The organism is Motiliproteus sp. MSK22-1 (genome assembly GCF_001968815.1).
In the GTDB taxonomy this organism is placed as follows: domain Bacteria; phylum Pseudomonadota; class Gammaproteobacteria; order Pseudomonadales; family Balneatricaceae; genus Motiliproteus.
On record NZ_MIEQ01000078.1, the window covers coordinates 78,234 to 101,531 of the forward strand.

At 46.3% G+C, this 23,298-nt stretch carries 22 protein-coding genes; 16 read left to right on the forward strand and 6 right to left on the reverse strand.

The features are described 5' to 3' along the window. Positions 1-564 precede the first annotated feature (564 nt). The 8 genes from BGP75_RS21845 (at position 565) to BGP75_RS27505 (ending at position 6,810) form a co-directional block, all read left to right on the forward strand. Entirely contained in the window at positions 565-1,542 is a 978-nt protein-coding gene (locus tag BGP75_RS21845) for a hypothetical protein (protein ID WP_076721046.1), read from the forward strand. A 201-nt stretch (positions 1,543-1,743) separates the two neighbouring features. After that, the gene (locus BGP75_RS21850) at positions 1,744-2,394 is read left to right on the forward strand and encodes a response regulator transcription factor (protein ID WP_076721047.1); all 651 of its coding nucleotides are present in this window, start codon (positions 1,744-1,746) and stop codon (positions 2,392-2,394) included. Between the two features lies 1 nt (position 2,395). After that, a complete protein-coding gene (locus tag BGP75_RS21855) occupies positions 2,396-3,787 on the forward strand; it encodes an ATP-binding protein (protein WP_076721048.1) in 1,392 nt (463 codons plus the stop codon). Between the two features lie 60 nt (positions 3,788-3,847). After that, complete coding sequence (locus BGP75_RS21860; protein WP_076721049.1) at positions 3,848-4,120, forward strand: PepSY domain-containing protein; 273 nt, start codon at positions 3,848-3,850, stop codon at positions 4,118-4,120. A 4-nt stretch (positions 4,121-4,124) separates the two neighbouring features. Further along, positions 4,125-4,649 (forward strand): cytochrome b/b6 domain-containing protein, encoded by a 525-nt coding sequence (locus BGP75_RS21865; RefSeq protein ID WP_076721050.1) that lies wholly within the window; start codon positions 4,125-4,127, stop codon positions 4,647-4,649. Positions 4,650-4,938: 289 nt separating this feature from the next. Continuing rightward, positions 4,939-5,595, forward strand: coding sequence for a zinc-dependent metalloprotease family protein (locus BGP75_RS21870; protein ID WP_076721051.1), 657 nt, complete (start codon positions 4,939-4,941; stop codon positions 5,593-5,595). Continuing rightward, positions 5,596-6,045, forward strand: coding sequence for a hypothetical protein (locus BGP75_RS21875; RefSeq protein ID WP_076721052.1), 450 nt, complete (start codon positions 5,596-5,598; stop codon positions 6,043-6,045). It begins immediately after the preceding gene. Positions 6,046-6,540: 495 nt separating this feature from the next. Next, positions 6,541-6,810, forward strand: coding sequence for a hypothetical protein (locus BGP75_RS27505; protein WP_233153001.1), 270 nt, complete (start codon positions 6,541-6,543; stop codon positions 6,808-6,810). Positions 6,811-6,837: 27 nt separating this feature from the next. Here BGP75_RS27505 and BGP75_RS21885 read toward each other — a convergent pair whose 3' ends face one another. Beyond that, positions 6,838-7,119, reverse strand: coding sequence for a peptidylprolyl isomerase (locus BGP75_RS21885; protein WP_076721054.1), 282 nt, complete (start codon positions 7,117-7,119; stop codon positions 6,838-6,840). A 376-nt stretch (positions 7,120-7,495) separates the two neighbouring features. On the opposite strand from BGP75_RS21885, the gene BGP75_RS21890 reads away from it, so the two are divergent. After that, positions 7,496-10,825: a bifunctional diguanylate cyclase/phosphodiesterase gene (locus BGP75_RS21890; protein WP_076721055.1), complete on the forward strand. Its 3,330-nt coding sequence runs from the start codon at positions 7,496-7,498 to the stop codon at positions 10,823-10,825. A 149-nt stretch (positions 10,826-10,974) separates the two neighbouring features. Here BGP75_RS21890 and BGP75_RS21895 read toward each other — a convergent pair whose 3' ends face one another. After that, positions 10,975-11,583 (reverse strand): cytochrome c, encoded by a 609-nt coding sequence (locus BGP75_RS21895; RefSeq protein WP_076721056.1) that lies wholly within the window; start codon positions 11,581-11,583, stop codon positions 10,975-10,977. A 223-nt stretch (positions 11,584-11,806) separates the two neighbouring features. On the opposite strand from BGP75_RS21895, the gene yihA reads away from it, so the two are divergent. The 5 genes from yihA (at position 11,807) to BGP75_RS21920 (ending at position 18,394) form a co-directional block, all read left to right on the forward strand. Then, complete coding sequence (gene yihA / locus BGP75_RS21900) at positions 11,807-12,433, forward strand: ribosome biogenesis GTP-binding protein YihA/YsxC (RefSeq protein WP_076721057.1); 627 nt, start codon at positions 11,807-11,809, stop codon at positions 12,431-12,433. Positions 12,434-12,656: 223 nt separating this feature from the next. After that, positions 12,657-13,313, forward strand: coding sequence for a TetR/AcrR family transcriptional regulator (locus BGP75_RS21905; RefSeq protein ID WP_076721058.1), 657 nt, complete (start codon positions 12,657-12,659; stop codon positions 13,311-13,313). Position 13,314: 1 nt separating this feature from the next. Next, complete coding sequence (locus tag BGP75_RS21910) at positions 13,315-14,766, forward strand: efflux RND transporter periplasmic adaptor subunit (RefSeq protein WP_076721059.1); 1,452 nt, start codon at positions 13,315-13,317, stop codon at positions 14,764-14,766. Between the two features lies 1 nt (position 14,767). Next, on the forward strand, positions 14,768-18,058 hold the full coding sequence (locus BGP75_RS21915) for an efflux RND transporter permease subunit (RefSeq protein WP_076721060.1): 3,291 nt from the start codon (positions 14,768-14,770) through the stop codon (positions 18,056-18,058). Positions 18,059-18,178: 120 nt separating this feature from the next. After that, positions 18,179-18,394, forward strand: coding sequence for a hypothetical protein (locus BGP75_RS21920; RefSeq protein WP_076721061.1), 216 nt, complete (start codon positions 18,179-18,181; stop codon positions 18,392-18,394). A 196-nt stretch (positions 18,395-18,590) separates the two neighbouring features. Here the strand turns inward: BGP75_RS21920 and BGP75_RS21925 are convergent, their stop codons facing one another. Continuing rightward, positions 18,591-18,884: an HU family DNA-binding protein gene (locus BGP75_RS21925; RefSeq protein ID WP_255395955.1), complete on the reverse strand. Its 294-nt coding sequence runs from the start codon at positions 18,882-18,884 to the stop codon at positions 18,591-18,593. 292 nt (positions 18,885-19,176) lie between these two features. Here BGP75_RS21925 and BGP75_RS21930 point away from each other — a divergent pair, with 292 nt between their 5' ends. Together BGP75_RS21930 and ubiA are read left to right on the forward strand one after the other, a co-directional pair. Continuing rightward, positions 19,177-19,716 carry a chorismate lyase gene (locus BGP75_RS21930; RefSeq protein WP_076721063.1) on the forward strand — a complete coding sequence of 180 codons (540 nt, stop codon included), beginning with the start codon at positions 19,177-19,179 and terminating at the stop codon, positions 19,714-19,716. Positions 19,717-19,820: 104 nt separating this feature from the next. Next, complete coding sequence (gene ubiA, locus BGP75_RS21935; RefSeq protein WP_076721064.1) at positions 19,821-20,717, forward strand: 4-hydroxybenzoate octaprenyltransferase; 897 nt, start codon at positions 19,821-19,823, stop codon at positions 20,715-20,717. Between the two features lie 169 nt (positions 20,718-20,886). Here ubiA and cysZ read toward each other — a convergent pair whose 3' ends face one another. The 3 genes from cysZ to BGP75_RS21950 all read right to left on the reverse strand — a co-directional run bounded on the left by cysZ (position 20,887) and on the right by BGP75_RS21950 (position 23,238). Continuing rightward, positions 20,887-21,645: a sulfate transporter CysZ gene (gene cysZ / locus BGP75_RS21940; RefSeq protein WP_076721156.1), complete on the reverse strand. Its 759-nt coding sequence runs from the start codon at positions 21,643-21,645 to the stop codon at positions 20,887-20,889. Between the two features lie 87 nt (positions 21,646-21,732). Beyond that, on the reverse strand, positions 21,733-21,951 hold the full coding sequence (locus BGP75_RS21945) for a hypothetical protein (RefSeq protein WP_076721065.1): 219 nt from the start codon (positions 21,949-21,951) through the stop codon (positions 21,733-21,735). 267 nt (positions 21,952-22,218) lie between these two features. Continuing rightward, complete coding sequence (locus tag BGP75_RS21950; RefSeq protein WP_076721066.1) at positions 22,219-23,238, reverse strand: esterase-like activity of phytase family protein; 1,020 nt, start codon at positions 23,236-23,238, stop codon at positions 22,219-22,221. Positions 23,239-23,298: the final 60 nt, after the last annotated feature.

Consider the following 23,298-nt stretch of genomic DNA (forward strand, 5'->3'; position numbering starts at 1 on the left):
GGGCTTTTTTGTTTTTGGTGATTAAAAATTCTCATGTCGGTGGCTCGGCTCTTTACAATTCAGGGCCTCCAGGTGTAGCGCGACACATAATTTACGGAATCTAGACGCCTAATTATAGGTGTCACCCAATGGGCAACGGACTCTAGTTGTTCTACTCATCGGATATTCTTGAATCAAAATCACGTGGTGTGATTCAACTGCCTTTATTATGTAGTACATTGAGAGGCAACCGAGTTTCTAGGGTCAGATACAACTTTCACAAAGTTTTTATTGTTGTTGCCGGAAAGTTCCAGATCATCTTGGATTATCGAGTGTTGTTGATAGCCTTATTTCGCCCCCGCCGGGCGAGTAACTTTGCTCAGCGCGGCACTTCTGATTACTTATCAATAGTCAAAACGTGCTGTAGTCTTTGCTAACGACAATAATCCTTCCATCGGCTATTCTCTTCTCTATTACCAATCTTTACCGTATACCATAGTGTGGGACCTGTATAAGTCGTCTGAAAATTTTAAGTTCAGTAAGCCATTATAGGCTTTGTTACCAATAACGATATCAGGGAAGAAAATGATTGTTCCAGAGTTTTGGTCAGAATCAAAAATTAAAAAAGTTGTTGATGGTCGGCAATTTACCATTAAAAGATTTGGCTGGTCTGATACCAGTGAAGAGGATGCAAAAAAGCACTCTGAAGAACGGTTGAAGGAAGCCGTTGCTACTCTTGAGGCGGAAAAGGATGTCAGGAGGATTGATCACAAGACTTCATACAATGGCGCTGAGGGTATTCCCATTCGGGAAGAGGTGGTGTCTCGACATCAGGATGTTGTTGTCTCAAGAAACTCCTATGGTGCCCTGTGTATAAACACACCGGACGTGTTGTTTGCTGATATCGACTTTGAATTTGATGCACCCTTCCAGAAATACATCTTGGCTTTCGCCATCTTAGCAGTTTGTGCGTTGTTGACCCGGGCGTATTTTGATTCCTGGGTGGTGCCTGCGATTGGTCTTTTTTTAGCGGCATTGTTTACATCTACAGTTGCTGCGTCTATTCACAAGGTTGCTCTCAGCCTTCGTGGTGGAGCTGAAAAAGTTGCGATAAAAAATATTAGCAAGATATCTGATCAGGATAAAAACCTGAACCTTCGAATATATCGGACTCCCCTGGGACTCAGGGTTTTGGTCATGAACAGGACTTATTCTCCGACCAGCAATGAAGCGATTGAGCTTTTAAAAAAATTTAAATCAGATCGAATTTATGTGCAGATGTGTAAAAACCAGCATTGTTTCAGGGCTCGTGTAAGTCCTAAGCCATGGAGGATTGGTCTGGATCGGCTAAAACCAAGACCAGGGGTTTGGCCTATTAAAGAAGAGCGTATGGCTGAGCGTGTGGACTGGGTCAGAAAGTACGATTTACGATCCGAGCATTATTCATCATGTAGGTTTCTGATGTCTCTTGGTGGAGATGACGTTGATCCGAAAGCAGAGTTTGTTCGACAGCTGCATGACGAGTTATGCAAATCAGATCAGCCCGATCTGAAAATTGCTTAGCGGATTGCAGCTTGTTCAGTGAACGCATTCAGTCTTATTTCTGGCATACAGCAAAGTGTAGACTGGTCAATAGGGTCACACAGGGGGCTGGCAGGTATTGATCATGTTGCCAATAAAGCGCTCAGTTAAGAAATCCTTAAGCTAATCCGGTCATACTGACCGCTGTGATTTATCTCTCTCATTCAAATTGGAGTCGGTTTAATGCGTGTGCTGTTAATCGAGGATGATCAGCTTTTGGGTCAGGGTATCCAGATTAACCTGCAGCAGCGGGGCTATCGGGTTGATTGGTGTCAGGACGGACAACAGGGGCTGCATGGTGTGATTGATCTGCAACCGGATCTGGTGATTCTTGATCTAAATCTGCCCAGTCTTGATGGTATCGGGTTGCTGAAAAAGGCTCGTCATAAGGGTGCATCGATGCCGGTACTGATTCTGACAGCCCGCGATGCGATTGAGCATCGTATAACCGGGTTGGATAGTGGTGCTGATGATTATTTGATCAAGCCTTTTGATATGGATGAGTTGGATGCCCGTCTTCGCGCGCTCCATCGCCGTGCTCACGGGCGTAGTGATGAGATTCTTAACGTTGGTGAAATAGAGATAAGGACAGGGGCACGGGAGGTGTTTTTTCAGCAGCAGCCGGTATCTTTGGGAAGAAGAGAATATGAGTTGCTGTTGCTACTGCTGGATAATCGCGGAAGGGTGTTAACCCGTCGCCAGCTGGAAGAAAAAATCTACGAAGATGATCCGGAAAGTAATGCACTGGAAGTACATGTTCATAATTTGCGTAAAAAGCTAGGCAAGTCGTTGATTACCACTGTGCGGGGTGTTGGCTATTTAATGGGAGACTGAAGTGCGCTCAATACAAAGATATATTCAGCTGACCAGTGCCGCTCTGACGCTATTGGCAGGTATCGCGCTTCTGGTCGGTTCTATCGTCAGTATTAATCACGAGACTGAAGAGGTGTTTGATGCCTCTCTTGCTCAGTCGGCTCAGCTCATTCAGACTTTACTGCCTATTGCTCTGCTATCCGACACTCAGGATCAGTCTTTAACTAAGCCTGCTGGTGATATTCCACTGCAAATGGAGGAAGAGCGTGCAGAAGCTTTAGCCACACTGCTGAGTACCACAGCCGTGCCGGTCCACCATTACGCCAGCAAGCTTGCGTTTATTATCCATGACACTGAAGGGAAGCCGTTGCTCAGGTCTTCGGTTCAGTTTCATCTGCCAGTACCGGAAAGTGCTGGTATACAGCGACAGCTGGCATCAGCAATTGAATGGCGGAGCTACAGTTTGTTTGATCAGCGGCAACAAGTTTGGGTGACTACAGCCCAGCAGTTGAGTGTGATAGAGGAACTTGGGGTGGAAGTACTGGAAAACGTGCTGCCGCCGATGCTGTTAATTGCGACAGCCCTGTTGCTGGCTATTAGCTGGGCGGTGAAGCGAGGTCTTAAACCCTTACGGGAGGTCAGTAATGAATTGAATCAACGACAAGCGAATGATTTATCTGCCATCGATTCCAGCCATATGCCGCGAGAGTTGCAAACCCCTCTGAAAGCTCTAAATGCGATGTTTTTACGTGTTGAAGCGGGATTGCAGCGTGAGCGTCGATTTACTGATGACGCTGCCCATGAGCTACGTACACCGCTTGCGGCCATGAGAATCTATCTTGAGCAGCTACCGGCTGAACAGGATAGCACCCAGGCGCTTCGTCAGGGGGTTACGCGGATGGAGCGATTAGTCGGTCAGTTACTTCAGCTAGCGCGATTAGATCCTCAGCAGCATCAATCAATCAGTCTGGAGACTTTTGATCTTTCGCTAACCAGTGCCGAGGTAGTCGCTGAACTTTATCCACAGGCTCAATCCCGACAAATGCAGATTGAGTTGGTCGGTGACAGCCCTTGCCTGGTTAAGGGGCAGCAGACGTTGTTACAGATTCTGTTGCGCAATTTGCTGGAAAATGCCATTCGCTACAGTAATCCTGAGGATTGTCTGCAGGTTTATTTAAGAAAATCACAGCAAGGTGTTGAGCTTGAGGTTATTGATCACGGTAAGGGACTCTCTGATGAAGAGAAGGGAAGAGTCTTTCAGCGTTTTTATCGCAGTCATAAAGCCGACGGGATGGGGGCAGGTCTTGGCTTATCGATAGTTGCAACTGTAATCGAACTGCATCATGGAAGATGCCATTTACTGGATACTGCAGGTGGGGGCTTAACGGTAAAGATAGAAATTCCTGATCCTTAAGTTTGCCTTAAGAATTCACTGACAAAATTTCAGCATCGATAATCAATAGAGGATATAACGATGCTGAAAATCACCGCTTTTATTTCAACACTCCTGCTTCTGTCAAGCAACGTTCAGGCGGGGCCCCAGTGTACTGATGGCCCAAACCCCAGCTGGATTCCAAAAGAAAAAATGCAGCACCAGATTCGCCAACAGGGCTATAAGATTAAGAATTTTAAGATAACCTCAGGTGGTTGCTATGAAATTTACGGTTGGAACCAGCAATCCCAGCGAGTAGAAATCTATTTTCATCCAGTGACCGGAGCTATCGTGAAAAAGAAAGAAGAGGATTAAGACGATGGTCCTACGAGAAAAAATCAAAGTATGGGATCCCGTTATACGCATCTTTCATTGGTCTTTGGCTGCTTCATTTCTGCTGAACTTTGGTGTACTGGATGATGAGAGTACGGCCCATGAGTGGATTGGTTACTATGTCCTTGGGATATTGGTCATTCGACTGTTGTGGGGATTTATCGGACCCCGGAATGCACGTTTTGTTGACTTCTTTCCAACCAAAGCCAAATTAAAAATGCACTTTGCCGCACTTCTGCGCGGAGAGCCTCATGACCCGAATCGTCATAACCCCGCTGGCGGTGTAATGATTATCGCGCTGCTGAGTACCATGCTGCTGACAGGTTTGAGTGGCTGGATGATGACACTCGATATGTTTTGGGGAACTGACTGGGTTGAGTCAATTCATGATGCGTTTGCCAACATAACAATGTTGCTGGTAATAGTGCATGTTGCAGCGGTTAGTTTTTTTAGCTGGCGCGGCCCACATAACCTGATTCGTATCATGCTGACAGGATACCGTTCACCCTAGCGTTTAGAGGTATTCTTCCTTCGCTGTTTGTTTTTTATACTATGCTTGTTGCTATGGCTTGGCATCCGGGTCCCTTAACCTTTGTATGAAGGTGACCTGCTTGAGTCTAAAATCTGCTTATTTTTTATACAGTTATCGTCAGGATATTTTACGTCGAACAGTTTTTGATCAGCATTGCTTTGTGTTAACTTGTTGAATAATAAGGTTGTTGGTTTTTTGGAATGAAACCTGCTGTAGAAGCTTACGGCCGAAATCAGCCGATATTTCAGTAGCATCGAAGGAGAATACCGTGTTGAAGACAATTATAGGGATATGTGCAGCAATCCTGTTATCGGTTAATACGGCCCAGGCGGCCTTTATTACCCTTAACGAACCGGCCATGGACTCGATATTCTCTCAGGCCAGCTTTGGCTCATCAGCTATCGATATTCGATACGGTGCTACTACAGAAATCGTCGCTCCAGACCTCCTTACTATCACCACTGGCGCTGAGGTGAGTTCCGTTTTTGGACTTCATGTTGGCGCTGCGAATGTGGTCAATTTCTACTTTATTGACACACTTAGTTTTTGTGGTGGAGTATTCAATACAGGGTTTGCCGGTTGTGGAGAGCTTCCTGGGAATGATTTTGTGGTTGAATCAAGTATTGCGGCAGGTGGGTTTGGTGCAGAGTTGCTTGCCCATGAGCTTGGCCATAACTTAGGTCTGGGTCACCAAGGGGGGGGTAATCTGATGAACTCTTCCCTAAACGGCAACACTTCACTGACGGCTGGTCAGGTCGCTAACATACTGGCTAGTCCATTGGTGCAGTCTGACTCCAGTGGCTTCTTTATCAATATCAATCCGATACTGATTCTCGCCGAGGCAGTTTCTGTCCCTGTCCCTGCTCCCGCGACTGCACTGCTGATGTTATTGGGTCTGTTGGTTGTTCGTCGTCGGGCTGCCTAGTTGCATTTTTACCGTAGCATTGGAATATGCTGGCTCGTACTGATTTGTTTTACGGGCTGTAACGGGCAGACTAAAGCGGGTGAAGACTGGCTTAAGGTCTGCCCGGCAGAGCAATTCTGCTTTCGGTATCCGCCAGAATTAAAGCAATCTCCTCAGCTGATTATTGATTCGATAGCAGGTCTTTACACCAGTGAAGACTTGCAACTAAGCTACGACTTTGGCGCTTATTCCTCTAATTTTTCTGAACTGACCAGTCCTGATATTCAAGACATCACTGTTGATGGGCGTGAGGGTAAAGTCTTTATCTCCGGCAAGATTATGGCGTTACACATACCTGCGGTGAGTAGCCAGTTGAGATTTTCCATGCAGTTGCTGTTTCGCGATGATATTGACCCGAAACTTGGCCGAAAAATCTTTGAGTCAGTAAAATTTACCCCTGTTCAGCAGTAAAGCTACCGGCTGTTTCTGAGGGGGGTTGTTTGTTGTTCTAAGGCTCTTTCTGAATGATTGGTAGGTTTTCTGATGGGGCCGGTTTTCTAATAATAACGCCTGCCTTCACTTCTATTGATTTCTCTATTTTGTATTCCAGATCGTAGTTTATTTCGTTTGGCTAAAATATGCCTGATCGGTCAGGACCATTGGCCTAAACGGATTGAACTAATCCTTGCTAAGTTTGTTCAAAGTACAAAATTTAGTCCTATGAGTTAGTATCGTCTATTCTGATTCAGAGAATACTGTACTAAACTTTTTGAAGGATCGACTGGAGAGATGGTTATGGAGAACCCCAGGTTAGCTGGAAGAGAACGCCCGCACGAGTTGACAAAGCGCTTGAAAGCGGACTTTAAGCACCGATGGGTAACTGATGAAAAGCAGAATAGATGGGAGCTCAGGTTCCTGTTTCAGCTGATTGAGTTTGAGAAACCCAGGTCACGGATCAACCTTGCAATGATTGCGAATAGAAACGGGGATGCCCAGGATTTGCAGCACGCTGCCTATCTTGAAATTAATTGCGGTGATGGTGAATTAACTCTCAGGTGGTCTTCCGGGGTTAACTATACGGTTGAGCATGCGATAGTGGCGTTCAGAAATATTTACCCTTTGCAGCAATGGGTTGAGGATATCCTGCTGGCTTTGCAAGGTAATCCCATTGTCGTGTTAATACCGGAAATAGAAGAGTTGGCTTCGAAGTTATCGAATAACCGGGCAGCCCGTTGAACCTTTTTAAGTTGTTATTTTAGAAAGCTATTTGTTTCGAAAAATTACTTCAATGAGGTGGTAGCCAAATTGCGTTTTTATTGGCCCCTGGATGGTTAACAACGCTTTTTTGAAGATTACATTATCTACAGCCTTAACCATTTGTCCGGGACGTACTTCACCGAGATCGCCGCCCTTTCTGGCAGAGTTACAGAGAGAATGTTTCCTGGCTAAGCTGGCAAAATCAGCTCCCTTGTCGAGCAACTGTTTGAGTTTTTGCGCTTCTGGTTTGGTTTTAACCAGAATATGACGTGCTAATGCGGTGGCCATCGATAGTCCTTACGGGTACAGGTAAATACACTCGAAGTAAATTTTAGCGGCTTCGGCAGAAATAGGCGACTTATTTGCTGCTCTGTACTTACCAGACCATATTCTGCCTTTGTAAATGAGATGTCAGTCATTTCGTTATCGGCAAGTATTGCTAAGAAACCCGTTTTGGCCCAGGTAAATCCAGCGCTTTGACAGAATATTACCCTGATGTTTGCTCGGGATAATTCACATCGATGATAGGAAAATCAAACGGATGTCTATACTGTATCAAGTATGGGTGATTTACTTGCTTAAAACAGTTGCACCCTGAGAAGTTGTCGAGAGTATGTCTCCTGATTAAATTTAGAATAATCAACGGGATTTGAATTCCAGAAATATGAATCGAACTAGATATCGTTTTGGCATTCGTAATAAGTTAATCAGCATATTCAGCCTTATTAAGGTTGTTCCTTTGCTGCTACTGGCCTTGCTTGCCTGGAAGAATAGTAGTGATTTAAGCAATCGGGTTGCCAGTGAAAGTAGTGAAATGGCAGGACAGATGATCGACGCTGTTAACGTTGTAGGAAAAATGACAACAACAGAATCGGTTAGAGCGCTTGATCTGCAAGCCCAGGAGTTTCTCGAGAGAATTACAGGCGATACGGCGGAAGCTGTGGCGCAATTTCTTTATCAGCGTGATCAGGATTTAAGGTTTCTTTCGACTCTTCAGGCTGATACCGATATTTATCAGCAGTTTCTTAATAGTAAGACTCGCGGAGTGACGGGTCATAGACCCTGGAAACTCAAGGAGGATGGCAGTGGTTGGGAGGCGCAGGACCCAGTCAGTCCAGAGGATCGGCCGATCAAACCAAAGCTTGCTGAAAATCATAAGGCCTTTCATAGTAGCAACCCTTACCGACGCGAGATTACTCAGTATCGGCCACTGTACCGGGAGATTACCTTTATTGATCTGACTGGTCAGGAGCGGGTTAAAGCGACCAGCGAACTCCGGCAGTCTGCGGAGCTACGTGACGTATCAGAACAACAGAATACCTGGATAAAAGCTGAAACATATTTCTCTCAGTTGGCCGATCTGAAGGCTGATGAAATCTATGTATCCAACGTTATCGGGGCTTACATACCCTCTCCTGTTATTGGCTCCTATACTCCCCAACGGGCAGCAGAAAAAAATATACCCTATCAGCCGGAACAGGCTGCTTATGCGGGTAAAGAGAACCCTGTGGGTAAGCGCTTTGAAGGAATAATACGCTGGGCAATGCCAACCTATAAAGACGGGAAAAAGATCGGTTATGTCACCATGGCGATGGATCATACACACCTTATGGAATTTACCGATCATATTGTGCCGACTCCTGAGCGTTACTCATCGATCTCGGATGCTGGTTCAGGTAACTATGCGTTTATGTGGGATAACCTTGGTCGGAACATCTCCCACCCAAGAGATTATTTTATTGTTGGTTATGATCCGGAGACGGGCCAGCGGGCAGTCCCTTTTTTGGAAGAGAAAACCTGGCAGAAATGGCAACTAAGCGGATTACCTTTCCATCAGTTTGCTGAACAGATACCGATCTACAGCAATCAGTCCCTGGAGAACAAGCCTGCAGCGGCGTTAATTAAGCAGGGATATTTAGGGCTTGATTGCCGCTATCTGGATTTTGCACCTCAGTGTTCAGGTTGGTGGAATCTAACCCAGGATGGAGGGGCTGGATCTTTTGTCATTTTCTGGAGTGGTCTGTGGAAATTTACCACCGCTGCTGCGATTCCTTACTTTACCGGTCAGTATGGTAACAGTCGCCGGGGGTTTGGGTTTGTCACTATCGGGGCGAATGTTAATCAATTTCATGCTCCGGCCGAAGCGGCTCGTGAGAAGGTCTCAGAGTTGATCAGTAAAACGGATCGTCATTTAGCGGATAAGCGGCAAGACTTGCAAAATGGGATTCAGAAGGCTCTGGAAGATACTTCGCTGGAGCTTATCCTCTCTACGCTGATCATGGTTATTCTGGTGATTCTGATTGCCATCTGGATGGCGTCTTACATTACTAACCGGATTACCCGTATTACCGAAGGACTGCGAAATTTTACCAATGGGAGGTTAGCTTACCGGATACAGCCCCAGGCAAATGATGAAGTTGGAGATTTAGCCGAATCATTTAATCAGATGGCTGACACTGTTGATCTGCATATATCCAGTCTTATGTCTGAGGTTCAGCAGCGTAAACTCGCCGAATCCCGGTTGGAGGAATCCCATGGTCTTCTACTAAAACGAGTAGAGCAGCGTACCAGTGAGTTACAGGACTCCAATATGCTATTGAGGCAGGAAAATGCCGAGCGACAAAAGGCTCAGGAAGAAGTCGAGCGATTGGCTCGTATCGACTATCTAACTGATCTGCCAAATCGTTTATTGTTCAATGAACGTCTCGAAGAGAGCCTGCAGGCTAAGAACTCGGCATTTTCGGTATTGTTCATCGATCTGGATAAGCTCAAATTAATCAATGATAACTTTGGCCATGATGTTGGTGACAGCCTGCTCCACCATGTAGCCAGTTGTTTGGCTCGTGCTATCCGGCATGAAGACACTGTCGCACGGTTAGGGGGAGATGAATTTGCTATCCTGGCCCATGACAGTAATGACACCAATGCAGTACAGGAGCTGGCAATACGTTTGCTGAGTGTGCTTTCCAACCCTGTTGCTCTGGATGGCCATCTGATTACGCCGGGCTGTAGTATCGGTATTGCCCGTTACCCCAACGATGCAACGACGCCGAGTAAACTGTTGCATCTGGCTGACATGGCAATGTATCAGGTGAAAAATGAGGGAGGTAATTCTTACCGCTTTTTCGATCTGGAAATCCAGCAGATGATGGAGCAGAACCAGGTTATAGAAGCAGAACTTAGACGAGCAATTGTAGAAGGAGAGCTTAAGCTTTACTACCAACCTAAAGTTTCTCTGGAAGACAGTACGGTGCTGGGGATGGAGGCTCTGGTTCGTTGGCAACATCCTCAGCATGGTTTACTTCTGCCTGATGCTTTTATCGATGCTGCTGAGCGTACGGGAAAAATAATTGATCTTGGAGAATGGGTCTTGGATGAGGCCTGCCGCCAGACAAAAATCTGGCACCAGCAGGGCTATGACACCCTTCGTGTTTCGGTCAATGTTTCAGCGTTGCAGTTAAAAGACAGAAGTTTCTACCAATTTACGCTGGATACGTTACAGAAATACGATCTGGCACCGGTCTATTTGGAACTGGAGTTAACAGAGTCCTGCATCGTTGAAGACAGTCATGTCAATATCCTCACTGAATTACGCGCTAAGGGGGTTTCCATTGCCATTGATGATTTTGGTATCGGTTATTCTTCTTTTGATCGTTTACGACAGCTTAAGGTCGACATGATTAAGGTCGATCGTTCTTTTGTGAAGAGCACAGGCACTCCTGATGACGATGCCATCATCAGCGCCATCATCAATATGGCCAAACCCTTGGGTGTGACAATTCTTGCTGAAGGGGTTGAAACGGAGGCTCAAGAAGCCTTATTGACGGAACTGGGCTGTCACCAATCACAGGGTTTCTTTTTTAGTAAACCTTTGGATGCACCGGGCTTTGAGAGTTTTATGAGTGACCAGAGACATCCGGGTATTATCGATAAGAAAATCGTCGATGGGGATGACAGGGAAGAGGTACAAGATAGCAGAAATGGTACTGATTGAATTTACCATTGCTGAGTAACGGGCTGTGGCTATTGTTCCAGATTCAGTCAAGAACCCTGAACATCGCATTGTTTGCAGATAGTGATGTTAATTTATGCAGCGGTAATAAACCCTGTTACCGCTGCATGCTTTATCAACAACAGGTCTGCTTATTTCAAACCCTGGATGTAGCTGGCGACGGCTTTGATTTCCGCATCGTTTAATTTTGCAGCGATATCACGCATCATACCTGAAGGATCATTAGCACGAGTCCCATCGCGGAAAGCCTTAAGCTGAGTTTCCGTATAAGCGGCGTGCTGACCCTGCAACTGAGGGAATACTGCTAAATCGTTACCTTCACCATTGACTCCATGGCAGGCTACGCAGGCAGCGACACCTTTATCGGCAAGTCCGCTGGTGAAAATGCGCTCACCTTCTTCTGCCAGGGCTGGGTCTGCAGGAGCGCCAGGTTTGAGCGCTTGTGAGGCAAAGAAAGCTCCGACATTGGCGCGGTCTTCGTCAGTACCCACGATATTGGCAAATGCCAGCATGACGGGACTGGGGCGAACACCATTTTTAATATCTTTTAACTGTTTTGCGATATAGCTCGCACTTTGTCCAGCTAATTTGGGGAATGTTGGGGCAAGACTATTGCCATCAACACCGTGGCAAGCGGCACAAGCAGCAGCTTTGGCTTGGCCAGCCGCAACATCTGCTTCTGCATGGGCAAACCCGGAAAGGCCTAAAGAAACCAACAAGCTAATCAGTAATTTATTCATTGAATCCAATCCAATCCTATCTATATCTAAATTTAAGTCCGAAGCCTATACCAGTCACAGGAATCATTGTCGCCCCGCTTTTTTGGCTTACGCCTGCCGAGTCATTTAGTCACTTTGTGTAACTAGACACTATCGCCCTGGTGAAATTTTCGGCATTATATACCAAACTCCTTCCAAACGGGAAAACATCACGTCCCGGACCGCACGAAGTAAGCCAAAGTCTATGTCAGATATTAAAATTCAATACAATAGTGCTCGATATTTAGTCAGTGCCAGTCGATTTGATCAGTGTCCAGCTGATGATGGCTATGAAGTTGCCTTTGCCGGTCGCTCAAATGCCGGCAAATCCAGTGCAATTAATGCGCTTACCGGCAATTCAAAACTTGCTCGAACCTCAAAAACCCCGGGACGCACCCAGCTGATCAATTTCTTTGATCTTAACGTCGAAAATACCCGACTGGTGGACCTTCCTGGCTATGGATATGCCAAGGTGCCTATGGCAATGAAAGAGCATTGGCAGAAACATCTGGATACCTATCTGCAAAAGCGTGATTGTCTGAGGGGACTGGTGCTGATGATGGACATTCGCCACCCAATGAAAGAGTTTGATCAGATGATGGTCGAATGGTGTCAGAATTCTGAGATGCCACTGCATATCCTTTTGACTAAAGCAGACAAACTAAAACGAGGACCTGCTCAGAGCACATTGCTAAAATTGCAAAAGGAGCTGATGAGTGAAATGGGTGAGTTAGTAAGCATTCAAACATTTTCAGCACTCAAACGGACCGGCGTTGATGAGCTTCGAAAACGTCTTGATAACTGGTTACTGGCTCCTCAGCTTAGCGAATAGTTCTGGTTTTAAGTAGTCGCGTCTCTCGGTTAGCACAACCTGATTGCAGATAACAAGTGCAACACTTTAGCTGCTGTTAGCGCTTGGTTGTCAGAGCCAGTTTTTAACAGCATTTTGCTCCACTACTATTCAATACCGACATATTGATCAACAAATTTTCTTGTCTCTCTGGTGTTCTCGGCTAAGGTATTAATCAACTGATTAATGACTGATTGGAGAGGCTATGAGCCCGCGGAGTAAGGATGTTGCTTTGATCAACCGAAATCAGCTGTCGGTTCGTGAACGCTTACTGATCGCGGCTAAATACTGCTTTCTTGAAGAGGACTATCATCGTGTTTCTACTCGCAAAATAGCCGAAGAAGCATCCACCACTATCGCCATGATTCGTTACTATTTTGGCAATAAGGAAGGGCTTTATCAGGAAATGATCAAAAAGCAGATTGAGCCGGTTATGGATGCCTTTAAAGCGCTTAATGATGGGCCTTTACCGGACAATCTGAAAGAACTCTTCAGCGCCTATTACAGCACCATGGTACCCAACCCTGAGTTTCCGATTTTAATGATGAAGACTTTGAGCCTGAAGCAAGGGCCTAGTCGGAACTTCATTATTAAAAATGTGGTTATACCTTTTCAGCGTCTCTTTTTTCAGCTGATTGAACGCCAGCAGCAGCAAGGAAAAATTGATGCTGATTATGACCCTCAATTGTTGGAGATCAGCGCCTTCAGTTTGATGGTCATGCCGATGCTTGCCCGACCGATGCTGGAAGAGAAGCTGGGCAAGCCCGCAGATTTGAATTTTTATCTGACTCTCGCTACCCATAATAGCCAATTATTAAGTCGTGGATGTTTGCCCTCGGCTATTGCAGAAAAGGATCTGTAAGATGACTGGGTCACAGGACAATAAAAGCCGCTGGTGGTTCATGTTGCCGGTACTGCTCGGAATAGGGGCTCTGGTTTTTATGGTAAAGAACAAACAACCATTGTCGCTGGTCCCTGAGCTGGAACGATCAACGCCGGTGGAAGTTTATACTGTCGTTAAACATCCACTGGCACCGGAAATAGTGGCCTATGGACGGGTTCGACCCAAAAGGGCCTGGCAGGCAGTAGCTGAGATTGAAGGCCGTCTGATCTATAAACATCCTCAGCTGGAACGGGGACAGTTTCTGAAAGCCGGTACAGTGCTGGCCAGGGTAGACCCGCTTCAATACGAATTACAGTTAGCTGAAGCCAAGGCAGACCTTGAGTCAGTTATGTCAGAGCTCTCCAGCCTGGATGTGGAACGGGATAATACCCGGTTATCTTTGAATATTGAACGCCGACAGCTCAAGCTCTTTGAAGATGAGCTTGCGAGGAAAAAATCCCTGCTAGGGAAGAAGCTTATCGCCAGTTCATCTTTTGATCAGGAACAGCGTAATTTGCTAAGCCAGCGTCAGAAGGTACTGGATCTGGAAAACCGACTCCGCGTTATTCCTTTGGAGCGGGAAGTGATGGAGGCCAAACGCAAGGTCCAGCAGGCAAAATTGGCTGACGCGGAGCTTGAACTGTCAAAAACCGTCATCAGTCTGCCCTTTGATGCGCGTATCATTGAAGTTAGCGCGGAGTTGGATCAGGTTGTCAGTAAACAGCAAAGCCTGGTAACGGCCCATGGGCTAAAGGCAATGGAGGTCGAATCTCAAGTCAGCATCCATGATATGAGAGAGCTGATCAGCATTATCCCTGCCGAGACAGTCATTGATCTTGGTAATACCAGTCCTCGGCAACTGCTGCCGGAAACTGAAGTGCTTTTAAATTCTGGAAATAGCCTGATCCGCTGGCAGGGCGAAGTGACTCGCATTAGTGGCCGTGTTGATCAGAATACCGGTACGGTTGGTGTCATTGTTGAAATACAGCAAGATCTAACTCGGCTCAGGCCAAGTCAACAGGGTCCCCTGATCGATGGCATGTTTGTTGAGGTGCGCAGTTATGGTGTTAAATCTTCGTTGCTGGCGATACCCAACCAGGCACTGCATGATGGTCAGGTTTATCTGGTTAATGATCAGCAGCGTTTAGAACTCAGGACAGTAGGGACGCTATTCAGCAGTGGAGGATGGACGGCGATAAAAAGCGGTCTGGAGACCGGGGACCGTCTGGTTATCAATGATCTCATCCCGGTCATTGAGGGAATCCTTTTAGCACCGACAGAGGTCCAACTGCCCAGCAAAACTGGGGTCTCAGGTAAATCTGTCGTTTCAGACATACTTGTCGAACCCGGTCAGCTTGAAGTTGCGGATGATCACGCTGCTTCCGCTGGAACCGTTAAAGCGGATAAAGCCTTGACCGGGGAGAAGCGTTGATATGTTGCGATTATTTGCAGGTCATCCGACCGCCGCTAACTTGCTGATGATATTGCTGTTGGCGCTTGGACTGATGGCTGTCCCTGATATTATGCGCGAGACTTTCCCTCAGTTTTCAAGCTCTGAAATTGAAGTGTCTGTCGCTTACCCAGGAGCAACTCCTGAAGATGTCGAATATTCAATATGCCAGCGTCTTGAAGATGCAATAGAGGGCACGAGTGCGTTAAAGGAGACGCAGTGCGAGTCTAGAGAAAGTTTGGCCCGGCTCACTGCCGAAATGGCTGAAGAGGGTGATATAGGGCGCTTTATTAATGATATTAAAACGGCCGTTGATGCGATTAATGATTTTCCGGAAGAAGCAGAGCAACCCATAGTTAAGGAAAAAAACCGCTTTGATCAGGTTATTAGCCTTGCCGTCACTGCAGAGACTTCTCTGCCCCACCTTAAACACTATGCTGAGGATCTGAAGCGTCGATTACAGCAGATTCCCGGAGTGGCGCTGATTGACTTACAGGGCTTTTCGGACCATCAATTGCGAATAGAGCTTTCTCTGCCGTTACTTCGTCAACACAATCTCAGCTTATCTGATATTGCATCTCAAATCAGTCGACAGAACATACGGCTGCCTGCGGGTCAGATAGAAACTGACCGCAGTACTCTGTTGTTGAGATTTGATGATCAACGGGAAACCCCTGATGATCTGGCCCGGCTGGTCATTGCTTCCAGTTCGGCTGGTGCAGCGATTCGATTAGGTGATATTGCTGTTATTACGGACCGATTTGAAAAAGATGAAGAGAAAGTTTTTTTTGATGGACAGCCTGCCAGTATTCTAAAAATCAGCAAGTCAAAATCAGACGATGCTCTGGATTTACTCGCCAGGATTGAAGCTTTTGTTGTCGCAGAGCAACAGCGCAAGCCGGCGGGCGTCTCATTGACTCTTACCCAGGACAACACATCGCTCATTAAAGACCGACTGAGTATGTTGCTGAAGAACGGCTGGCAGGGTTTTATCCTGGTCGCATTAACTATGTGGCTGTTCTTCAGTTTTCGATATGCGTTTTGGGTATCGATGGGGTTGCCGGTTTCTTTTCTGGGTACCTTGTTCGTGATGGGGCTCTTTGGCGTCAGTATCAATATGATGACGATGGTTGCGTTATTGATGGCCATCGGCATTCTGATGGATGATGCGATTGTTATTGCCGAGAGCATCGCTGCCCATGTTCAGCGCGGTGGTTCCATTCTGAACGGGGCTGTGGAAGGGGTTAAGCGAGTGGGTAGTGGGGTACTCTCCTCTTTTTTAACCACGCTTTGCGTGTTTGCAGGAATGGCTTTTCTGGAAGGGGATATGGGTAAAGTCCTCAGGTTTATCCCCATCGTGCTGATTATTACCTTAACTGTCAGTCTGATTGAAGCGTTTCTGATATTGCCTGGCCACCTTGTTCACTCTCTACGTAAAGACGGGAAGCAGTCAGATACTAAGGATCCCGATGAACAGAAAAACAATACACCGAAAGATAGTGTATCGAAAAGCCGTGAGTTGAGAAATGGTGCGCAGGTTCAGCAATCTGATTTATCTGTTGAACCTGATCTCAATGAAAAACAAAGCCTCCCGTTTTCATTTAAGGCCCGATTTCAAACAGCCTTTGAACATTTTCGGACTCAGCATTTGGTCGCGCTTGTAGAATGGCTGATTCAATGGCGCTATCCATTTTGCGGATCAGTAATCGGACTACTGTTTTTGTCTTTGGCGCTACCTGCTGGAGGAGTGCTGAAATTTGCCGCTTTTCCTAATCTGGATGGTAACCTGGCCGAAGCCCGATTATTGATGCCACAAGGGACACCCTTGTCTCTTACAGAAAACGTAGTGCAGCGCATAGTTGGCGAAGCGGAAGCAATAAATCGACGGTTATCAGCTGAACAGCCTGAGCAACAGTCTTTGGTGGAACACCTGACTGTGCAGTATAACCAGAACGCAGACTCTTATGAGTCCGGCAGTCACGTAGCCACTGTGCGCCTGGACCTGCTGAACTCGGAAACCCGTGTGACTGACATTGATGATTTTATCAATGAGTGGCGTCAGCAGGTCGGAGATATCCCCGGTGTTATAGCCATCAACTTTAAGCAACCGACACTGGGACCTGCTGGTCGAGCCATTGAAATTCGCCTCCAGCATTCTGATCTTGATCAGCTAAGGCAAGCGTCCTGGCAACTACAACACTGGTTGCAACGTTATGAAGGGGTCTATGATTTGATCGATGATCTTCGGCCTGGTAAAGAAGAGGTGCGAGTCAAACTCCGTCCTGGTGCTGATAGCTTTGGGGTTAACAGTCAAATGATTGCTACCCAATTGCGTGCGGCCTTTCACGGCAGTACTGCTGATGAGATTCAGGTGGGTACCGAAACGTTGGAACTTGAAGTGCTGCTTTCAAAAAATGACCGCAGTGAAATGGCTAAGTTTCGTAACTTCCCTATTGTTTTACCGGATGGTAATCAAATCCCCTTAAGCACCGTCGCACAGCTGGATCTTGGCCGTGGCGTCGCACGAATCAACCGTATTGAAGGAATCAGAACACTGACACTCTACGGTGAGGTAGATTCAGACATAACCAATACCAACGAACTTTTGCAGGAAACACGCAAGGAGTTTTTGCCAGATTTACTCAAGCAATACCCGGGTCTTACTGTCAATCTTGAAGGGGAAGCCGCATCCAGTCAGGAGACTGGCTCTTCTATTCTGATTGGGTTTGGTATCGGTTTGCTTGCAGTCTATATCATTTTAAGTTTTCAGTTTCGCAGCTATTTGGAGCCTTTTATTGTCATGCTGGCGATTCCGTTGGCGTTGATAGGAGTATTCTGGGGGCATTTGATAATGGGCTACGATCTATCGATGCCAAGCATGGTCGGATTTGTATCCTTGGCCGGTATTGTCGTGAACAACTCGATCCTGTTGGTTCAATTTATCAAGTGGCACCAACAGCAGGGCTATCATATTCACGCTGCAGCGGTGCTCGCCAGTCGCGAACGGTTCCGGGCGATATTTATTACGACAGCGACAACTATCGCAGGTCTGATGCCATTACTTTCGGAAACCAGCTTACAGGCCCAGATACTCATCCCACTGGTTTTGAGTATTGTATCAGGATTGTTGATCACAACGATCTTGGTGCTATTAGTGATTCCTGCCTTGTATTGCATACTTGATGACTTTGGCCTGACAAGCAAATTGGAGTCCATTGATTCTGCTGATGAGCAGAATGTATCGGAGACTGGTAGAATAGCGACAGACGCTTAATCAGATCAGGGATTCAGTGAGCTGGCAAGTGGCCTGTTTTATTGATCCTTTAATTATCTTTAGTTAGCAGTCGATCGTTAAGTACAGATATTTACCTACTTAAGAATACGAGAGTCCGTTGTGAAATTTGTCATTGGTATTATTTTTGGAATTCTGATTGCAGTCCAGACACCCGCTGCGTGGGATGCCTATAACCGAGCGAAACAATGTGACTCCTCAATGGCAAAACAACTCAGCAGCAGTTTTGCCAAGGCCCATCCTGATCTGGATGTGGTGGATTGCTCCTTTGCTCATTTTTATAGCGAAACTATCAAGGGTCAGTTAGGAATTCAGTAAACGAAACAGGCCACTGAACAGACTGCCGGGTCGAATCAGTAATGTTGATCTTGAGCCGGTATGAGCTATAACCGTCATCAAGGCCAGAGTATATTTGCTCTGACCTTGTTACCGATAACCAGCCTTCCATCTGATGAGTTTAGCAACGGGCTGAGTTCCGAAAATACGGGACAGGATATAAGAATCAGTCAGTTTTTTAACTGTTGCAGGCTTCTTTTAATGCCTTGCCGGGCTTAAAGCCGACGGTGGTACTGGCAGGAATCTGGATTTCTGCACCGGTTTGCGGGTTCTTACCTGTCCGGGCTGCTCTCTGTCGTTGGCTGAACGAGCCAAATCCGATTAAGGAGACAGTCTCTCCGTTTGCTAGGGCATCGGTAATACTATCGGTGAATGCATTCAGTGAATCCTGTGCCTGGACTTTAGTAATGCCGGCTTGCTCTGCAATAGCCGCTACCAAATCAGTCTTATGCATATTGACTCCTTTATTTATAGTTGGGTTTAAAGAGTCTCTGAAAGTCTTGAACAGCAGGTTCTGGAGTCACAGGACTTAATCAGAGTCTCCCTAAGGATGCTTGGGATAGGCTTCAAGAAAATGCTATTAAAACAACCCTCTAGTTGAAAGGCAAAATGATTTTCTCTGTTGGAGTTGATCACCATTAATCTGCTTACTTGAATAACACTGCAAGATAGCGCATCCTCTGCGCCTTGATTTCGTGCTCTGCTTCACAACGGCTATTCGTTTAAGCAAGGTTTATTAACTGTAACATCCAGGATCTTTGAGTTTGCCGGATCGCCATTCCCTCAGTATTCAGTCTGCATCAACTCATTGGCGTAGTTATCGCCGTGCGCCGAGTATCAAGCTGCCCCGAAAATGGCGCCATTGGCTTTTGGATCAAGGGTCTTTGACCCAACGATTAATCGAGAAAAGTGATAAGAACTTTCATGTTGAGGTTGTTTATCTAGGTTGGGACAAACCTTCGGCTTCAGAAGCTCATGCATTAAATATCCATCCGCGTCAGCAGGTACTGATTCGGGAAGTCAGGCTTTGTGGTTATGGAACGCCCTGGGTTTACGCCCGTAGTATTATTCCGGCATCTACCTTAAACGGGCCGCAAAGAGTGCTGAAAGGGCTGGGAAACAGACCTTTGGGAGCTTTGCTGTTTAAAGACCCGACGATGAAGCGAGGACCGATTGAAACAGCACAGTTACCGTTAAACCAGGGACCTGAACAAGCCTGGGCACGACGTTCGGTATTTTATTTACGCGGCAAGCCCCTTCTTGTGACCGAAGTTTTCCTGGAGTCGTTACTGAATGTACAATAGATCGCTGAATTCACTAGCGTCTGCAACCAAGCCTGTCGCTACGACCAACCATTTCACCTGACTGAATGCCTGACAGGTTTTCAGCAAATAACATTGCAGGACTTATGGAGATCATCCGTCAGCTTAACCAGGATAAACTGCTCGCTTATATTCAATTGATGCGAGTAAATAAGCCCATCGGTATTTATTTGCTGTTGTGGCCGACGCTTTGGGCTCTCTGGGTGGCGGCTGAGGGCATTCCGGACACTCAGGTATTGATTATTTTTGTATTGGGTGTCGTTGTTATGCGATCAGCAGGCTGCGTGATTAATGATTATGCTGATCGTAAAGTGGATGGTCATGTCAGCCGGACAAAAGATCGACCGTTACCTTCCGGGCGGGTAACAGAAAAAGAGGCGCTGGGACTGTTTGGTGTGCTCTGTTTGTTTGCTTTTGTGCTGGTCCTGTTTACCAATAAAGAAACGGTGATGTTATCGGTAGGTGGTTTATTTCTGGCTGCCTGCTATCCCTTTATGAAACGATATACCTATTTACCTCAGGTTGTTCTGGGGGCTGCGTTTGCCTGGGCTGTGCCAATGGCATTTACCGCCCAAACGGGGACTGTTACTCAGCAGGCCTGGTTAATTTATGCGGCAACCCTGTTGTGGACGGTGGCTTATGACACACTCTATGCCATGGTTGATCGGGAAGATGATTTAAAAATCGGCATAAAATCTACTGCGATTCTATTTGGCGAAGCGGACAAAATGATAGTCGGAGTGTTACAGGGGATGGTCATCCTGACATTGTTGTTGTTAGGCCAGCAGTTGTCACTTGGCTTTACCTACTATATGGGCGTAGTTGCCGCCAGTGGGCTTTTCGTATACCAGCAATGGCTGATTCGAAAGCGTGAAACCGACCGTTGCTTCGAAGCGTTTCTTAATAACCATTGGGTGGGAAGTATTGTTTTTGCCGGTTTGTTTTTAGACTATCTGGTACATACCCCTGCAGCAGTGGGATAGCTTTGCTATCTAAGACGCTATCAAACCGGTGTTGTCATGATATTAAGATAAGTGTCGGTTAAGGCTGCTGCAACAGTAGTGATGGATTTACGGCAGCGAGAATAAACTGAAATCAGGCCAATATGCAGATGTTGAGTCTGCAATAAGCTGGCCTGATTCAGAGCTTGGACTAGGTCTGTTCAATAATCTGGGCAGAGCTTTCCGGAGCAAACTCTTCAACCCAGAAAATTGTTGCTCCGATAACGGCTGCAGGCATGATTAGCAGGTTAAGTACCGGTATTACCATTCCCAGTGATACCAAACCACCAAAACCCAACGAACTAAGGCGTCGAGTCTTCAGATTACTGCGTAAATCTGAAAAGCTTACCCTGTTGTTATCCATTGGATAATCGCAATACTGGATTGCCATCATCCAGGCTCCGAACAAAAACCAGAGTGCTGGAGCAATAAAGCCGATTACTGGAATCAGGGTAATCAGCAGCAGTATCAGAAAGCGTGGAAGCTGATAAAGCAGCTTTGACATTTCGCGATGCAAAGCACGAGGAACACTGGCGAGCAGCGCCTTCCAGCCATCATCTACAAGTATTTCACCTCGAAGCCGCTGTTCAACCCGTTCTGCCAACAGACCGTTGAAAGGAGCTGCGATAAAGTTGGCAACGATACTGAAACTAAAATAAACGCTGATTAACACCAATATTGCAAAGACTGGCCACATAAACCAATCTAAAAATGAGAGCCAGTCCGGCATCAGTGAAAGACAGTATTCAACCAGAACAGAAAACTGTTGCATCAGTAAATAAATAGCCAGGGTAAACAGTACCAGGTTAATGGCCAACGGCACTATAACAAAGCTGCGCAAACCTGGTTCAGTCAGCAAGCCAAAGCCACGGATCAGATATCCAAATCCTCTAAATGGATTACCTTTCATAAGATCAATCCCTGTGAAGTTTTGGCCGGTAAACATTTAATCATAAATAGCACCTTTCAAATGTCCCTTGAGGTACCTCCTGAGACATTACCAGTTGTTAACGAAGCGCAACACAATTCCCATAAACATGATGACGATACCGATTCGATGGAGGATGAACTCTTTGTGAATCATCGCCATATCTGCCTGCCAGAACATCAGTACTGACTTGAAGTTCCTGGTTCGCTTCAGGTAGATAATAATTGAAGAAACAAAAACGAGAAAACCCAGAATCAATAATACGGGTTCAACAATATTCAGATACATTAACCAGTCCTGCAACTCAGCGATAAATAATTTAAGGCCCAAACGCTCAGACTATTGTCACTCAAGGAAGAGTTTCAGCAGTCCACACCCAACGCCCGTATCAGTTTATGGTAACGATCTACCTGAATTGTCTGTAGTAGACCATTGGCTGAGCGAAATGTTGCGACCACCAATGCTTTAATGGTCAATAAACAATTGCGCAACTGTAATGATTGCCCATATTTAAACGCCCTGCTCTGAAGAGTGGTTGCTAAAAGCAGTCACTGATCACCAGTTGTCCGGTACTTTAAACACAAACAGCTGTGGTCGTTGATCTCCCGCATTAATTTGCCGAGCATTGCCGTTATTGTCCAGTACAAGATATAGATGCTGGCCCCATCGGGCAAGACCTTCTGCTTTACCAAAGCGCTGATCCTGGTAAGCATATTTTGGATCTTGTTCCACTTGAGCATAGCTCCAGCAATGGTCGGGCTTAAGCTTTGACTTTGGTGAGGTTTTTTCAGCCCCTGGCGTTTTTATTAATGCTGCTTTTAACTGAGACAGATTTCGTCGGCAGATCTGGAAGTGATTGCGTTCCAGAGTATAAAGTGAGTTGCCCTCCAACCATAGGCCAGAGAAGTCTTTGGGCCGAAGTAATGAAGGAAAGCCACTCATATGATGTGCGCCCAGTACTGTTAAGGGGGGCTCATGTGCTGGATTGTTTGCTTCCATAAGTACCAGCCCACGAGGTTGTCGTTCTGCCGCTAGGACCAAGGTGTTGCCGTTTACGGCAAGCCCTTCAGCAAAGGCATTGTGCTGCTCGAACAGCCCTTTACTCCGTCCTGTCGTGTAACTCTGACTCCCCAGCCACCGCAGAGAGCCATCGGTGTCCTTGACCAATACCTGGGCCAGGGTTTCACTAAGTACGTAGTAACGCCCTTGGGAGTCACAGCCGATCCCTTCCCAGTCATATTGGTGACTGAGCCGGCTCCACCAGCGAGTGCCAAAGGAGTAGGGGGCAAGGTCAGGTTTCGGGATATCTCCAATATTTATATAGGCATGAATTACTGCCACTTCTGAGCTGCTATCTATGGAGAAAATGGTTTCATTGTGATTATCGGAAACCATTAATAGCTGATTATTGCAGACAGCTAATCCAGAAGGTTCAAGATCTTGGATCCTTCCCGATGTTTCTTCTATCGGCAGTGCTTTTTCCAGGCTAAGTGGTTCAACCGGCAGAGAATCTGCCCACAGAGGTGATGATATTAACCATGAGATAAGTGATAAGGTAAAGTTCCTGTAAAGCATCAAGGGTATCCTGTTCCAACCTAGGCTATGCTGTATAACCGGTAAAATGGAAACAGGATA

Excerpts from the sequence above, each read along its gene's own strand:
- cysZ (WP_076721156.1), bottom strand. The coding sequence starts at position 21,645 with ATGAAAGGTAATCCATTTAGAGGATTTGGATATCTGATCCGTGGCTTT.
- BGP75_RS21845 (WP_076721046.1), top strand. The coding sequence starts at position 565 with ATGATTGTTCCAGAGTTTTGGTCAGAATCAAAAATTAAAAAAGTTGTT.
- BGP75_RS21860 (WP_076721049.1), top strand. The coding sequence starts at position 3,848 with ATGCTGAAAATCACCGCTTTTATTTCAACACTCCTGCTTCTGTCAAGC.
- BGP75_RS21905 (WP_076721058.1), top strand. The coding sequence starts at position 12,657 with ATGAGCCCGCGGAGTAAGGATGTTGCTTTGATCAACCGAAATCAGCTG.
- BGP75_RS21850 (WP_076721047.1), top strand. The coding sequence starts at position 1,744 with ATGCGTGTGCTGTTAATCGAGGATGATCAGCTTTTGGGTCAGGGTATC.
- BGP75_RS21865 (WP_076721050.1), top strand. The coding sequence starts at position 4,125 with ATGGTCCTACGAGAAAAAATCAAAGTATGGGATCCCGTTATACGCATC.
- BGP75_RS21885 (WP_076721054.1), bottom strand. The coding sequence starts at position 7,119 with ATGGCCACCGCATTAGCACGTCATATTCTGGTTAAAACCAAACCAGAA.
- BGP75_RS21915 (WP_076721060.1), top strand. The coding sequence starts at position 14,768 with ATGTTGCGATTATTTGCAGGTCATCCGACCGCCGCTAACTTGCTGATG.
- BGP75_RS21890 (WP_076721055.1), top strand. The coding sequence starts at position 7,496 with ATGAATCGAACTAGATATCGTTTTGGCATTCGTAATAAGTTAATCAGC.
- ubiA (WP_076721064.1), top strand. The coding sequence starts at position 19,821 with ATGGAGATCATCCGTCAGCTTAACCAGGATAAACTGCTCGCTTATATT.
- BGP75_RS21895 (WP_076721056.1), bottom strand. The coding sequence starts at position 11,583 with ATGAATAAATTACTGATTAGCTTGTTGGTTTCTTTAGGCCTTTCCGGG.
- yihA (WP_076721057.1), top strand. The coding sequence starts at position 11,807 with ATGTCAGATATTAAAATTCAATACAATAGTGCTCGATATTTAGTCAGT.
- BGP75_RS21910 (WP_076721059.1), top strand. The coding sequence starts at position 13,315 with ATGACTGGGTCACAGGACAATAAAAGCCGCTGGTGGTTCATGTTGCCG.
- BGP75_RS27505 (WP_233153001.1), top strand. The coding sequence starts at position 6,541 with ATGATTGCGAATAGAAACGGGGATGCCCAGGATTTGCAGCACGCTGCC.
- BGP75_RS21945 (WP_076721065.1), bottom strand. The coding sequence starts at position 21,951 with ATGTATCTGAATATTGTTGAACCCGTATTATTGATTCTGGGTTTTCTC.
- BGP75_RS21950 (WP_076721066.1), bottom strand. The coding sequence starts at position 23,238 with ATGCTTTACAGGAACTTTACCTTATCACTTATCTCATGGTTAATATCA.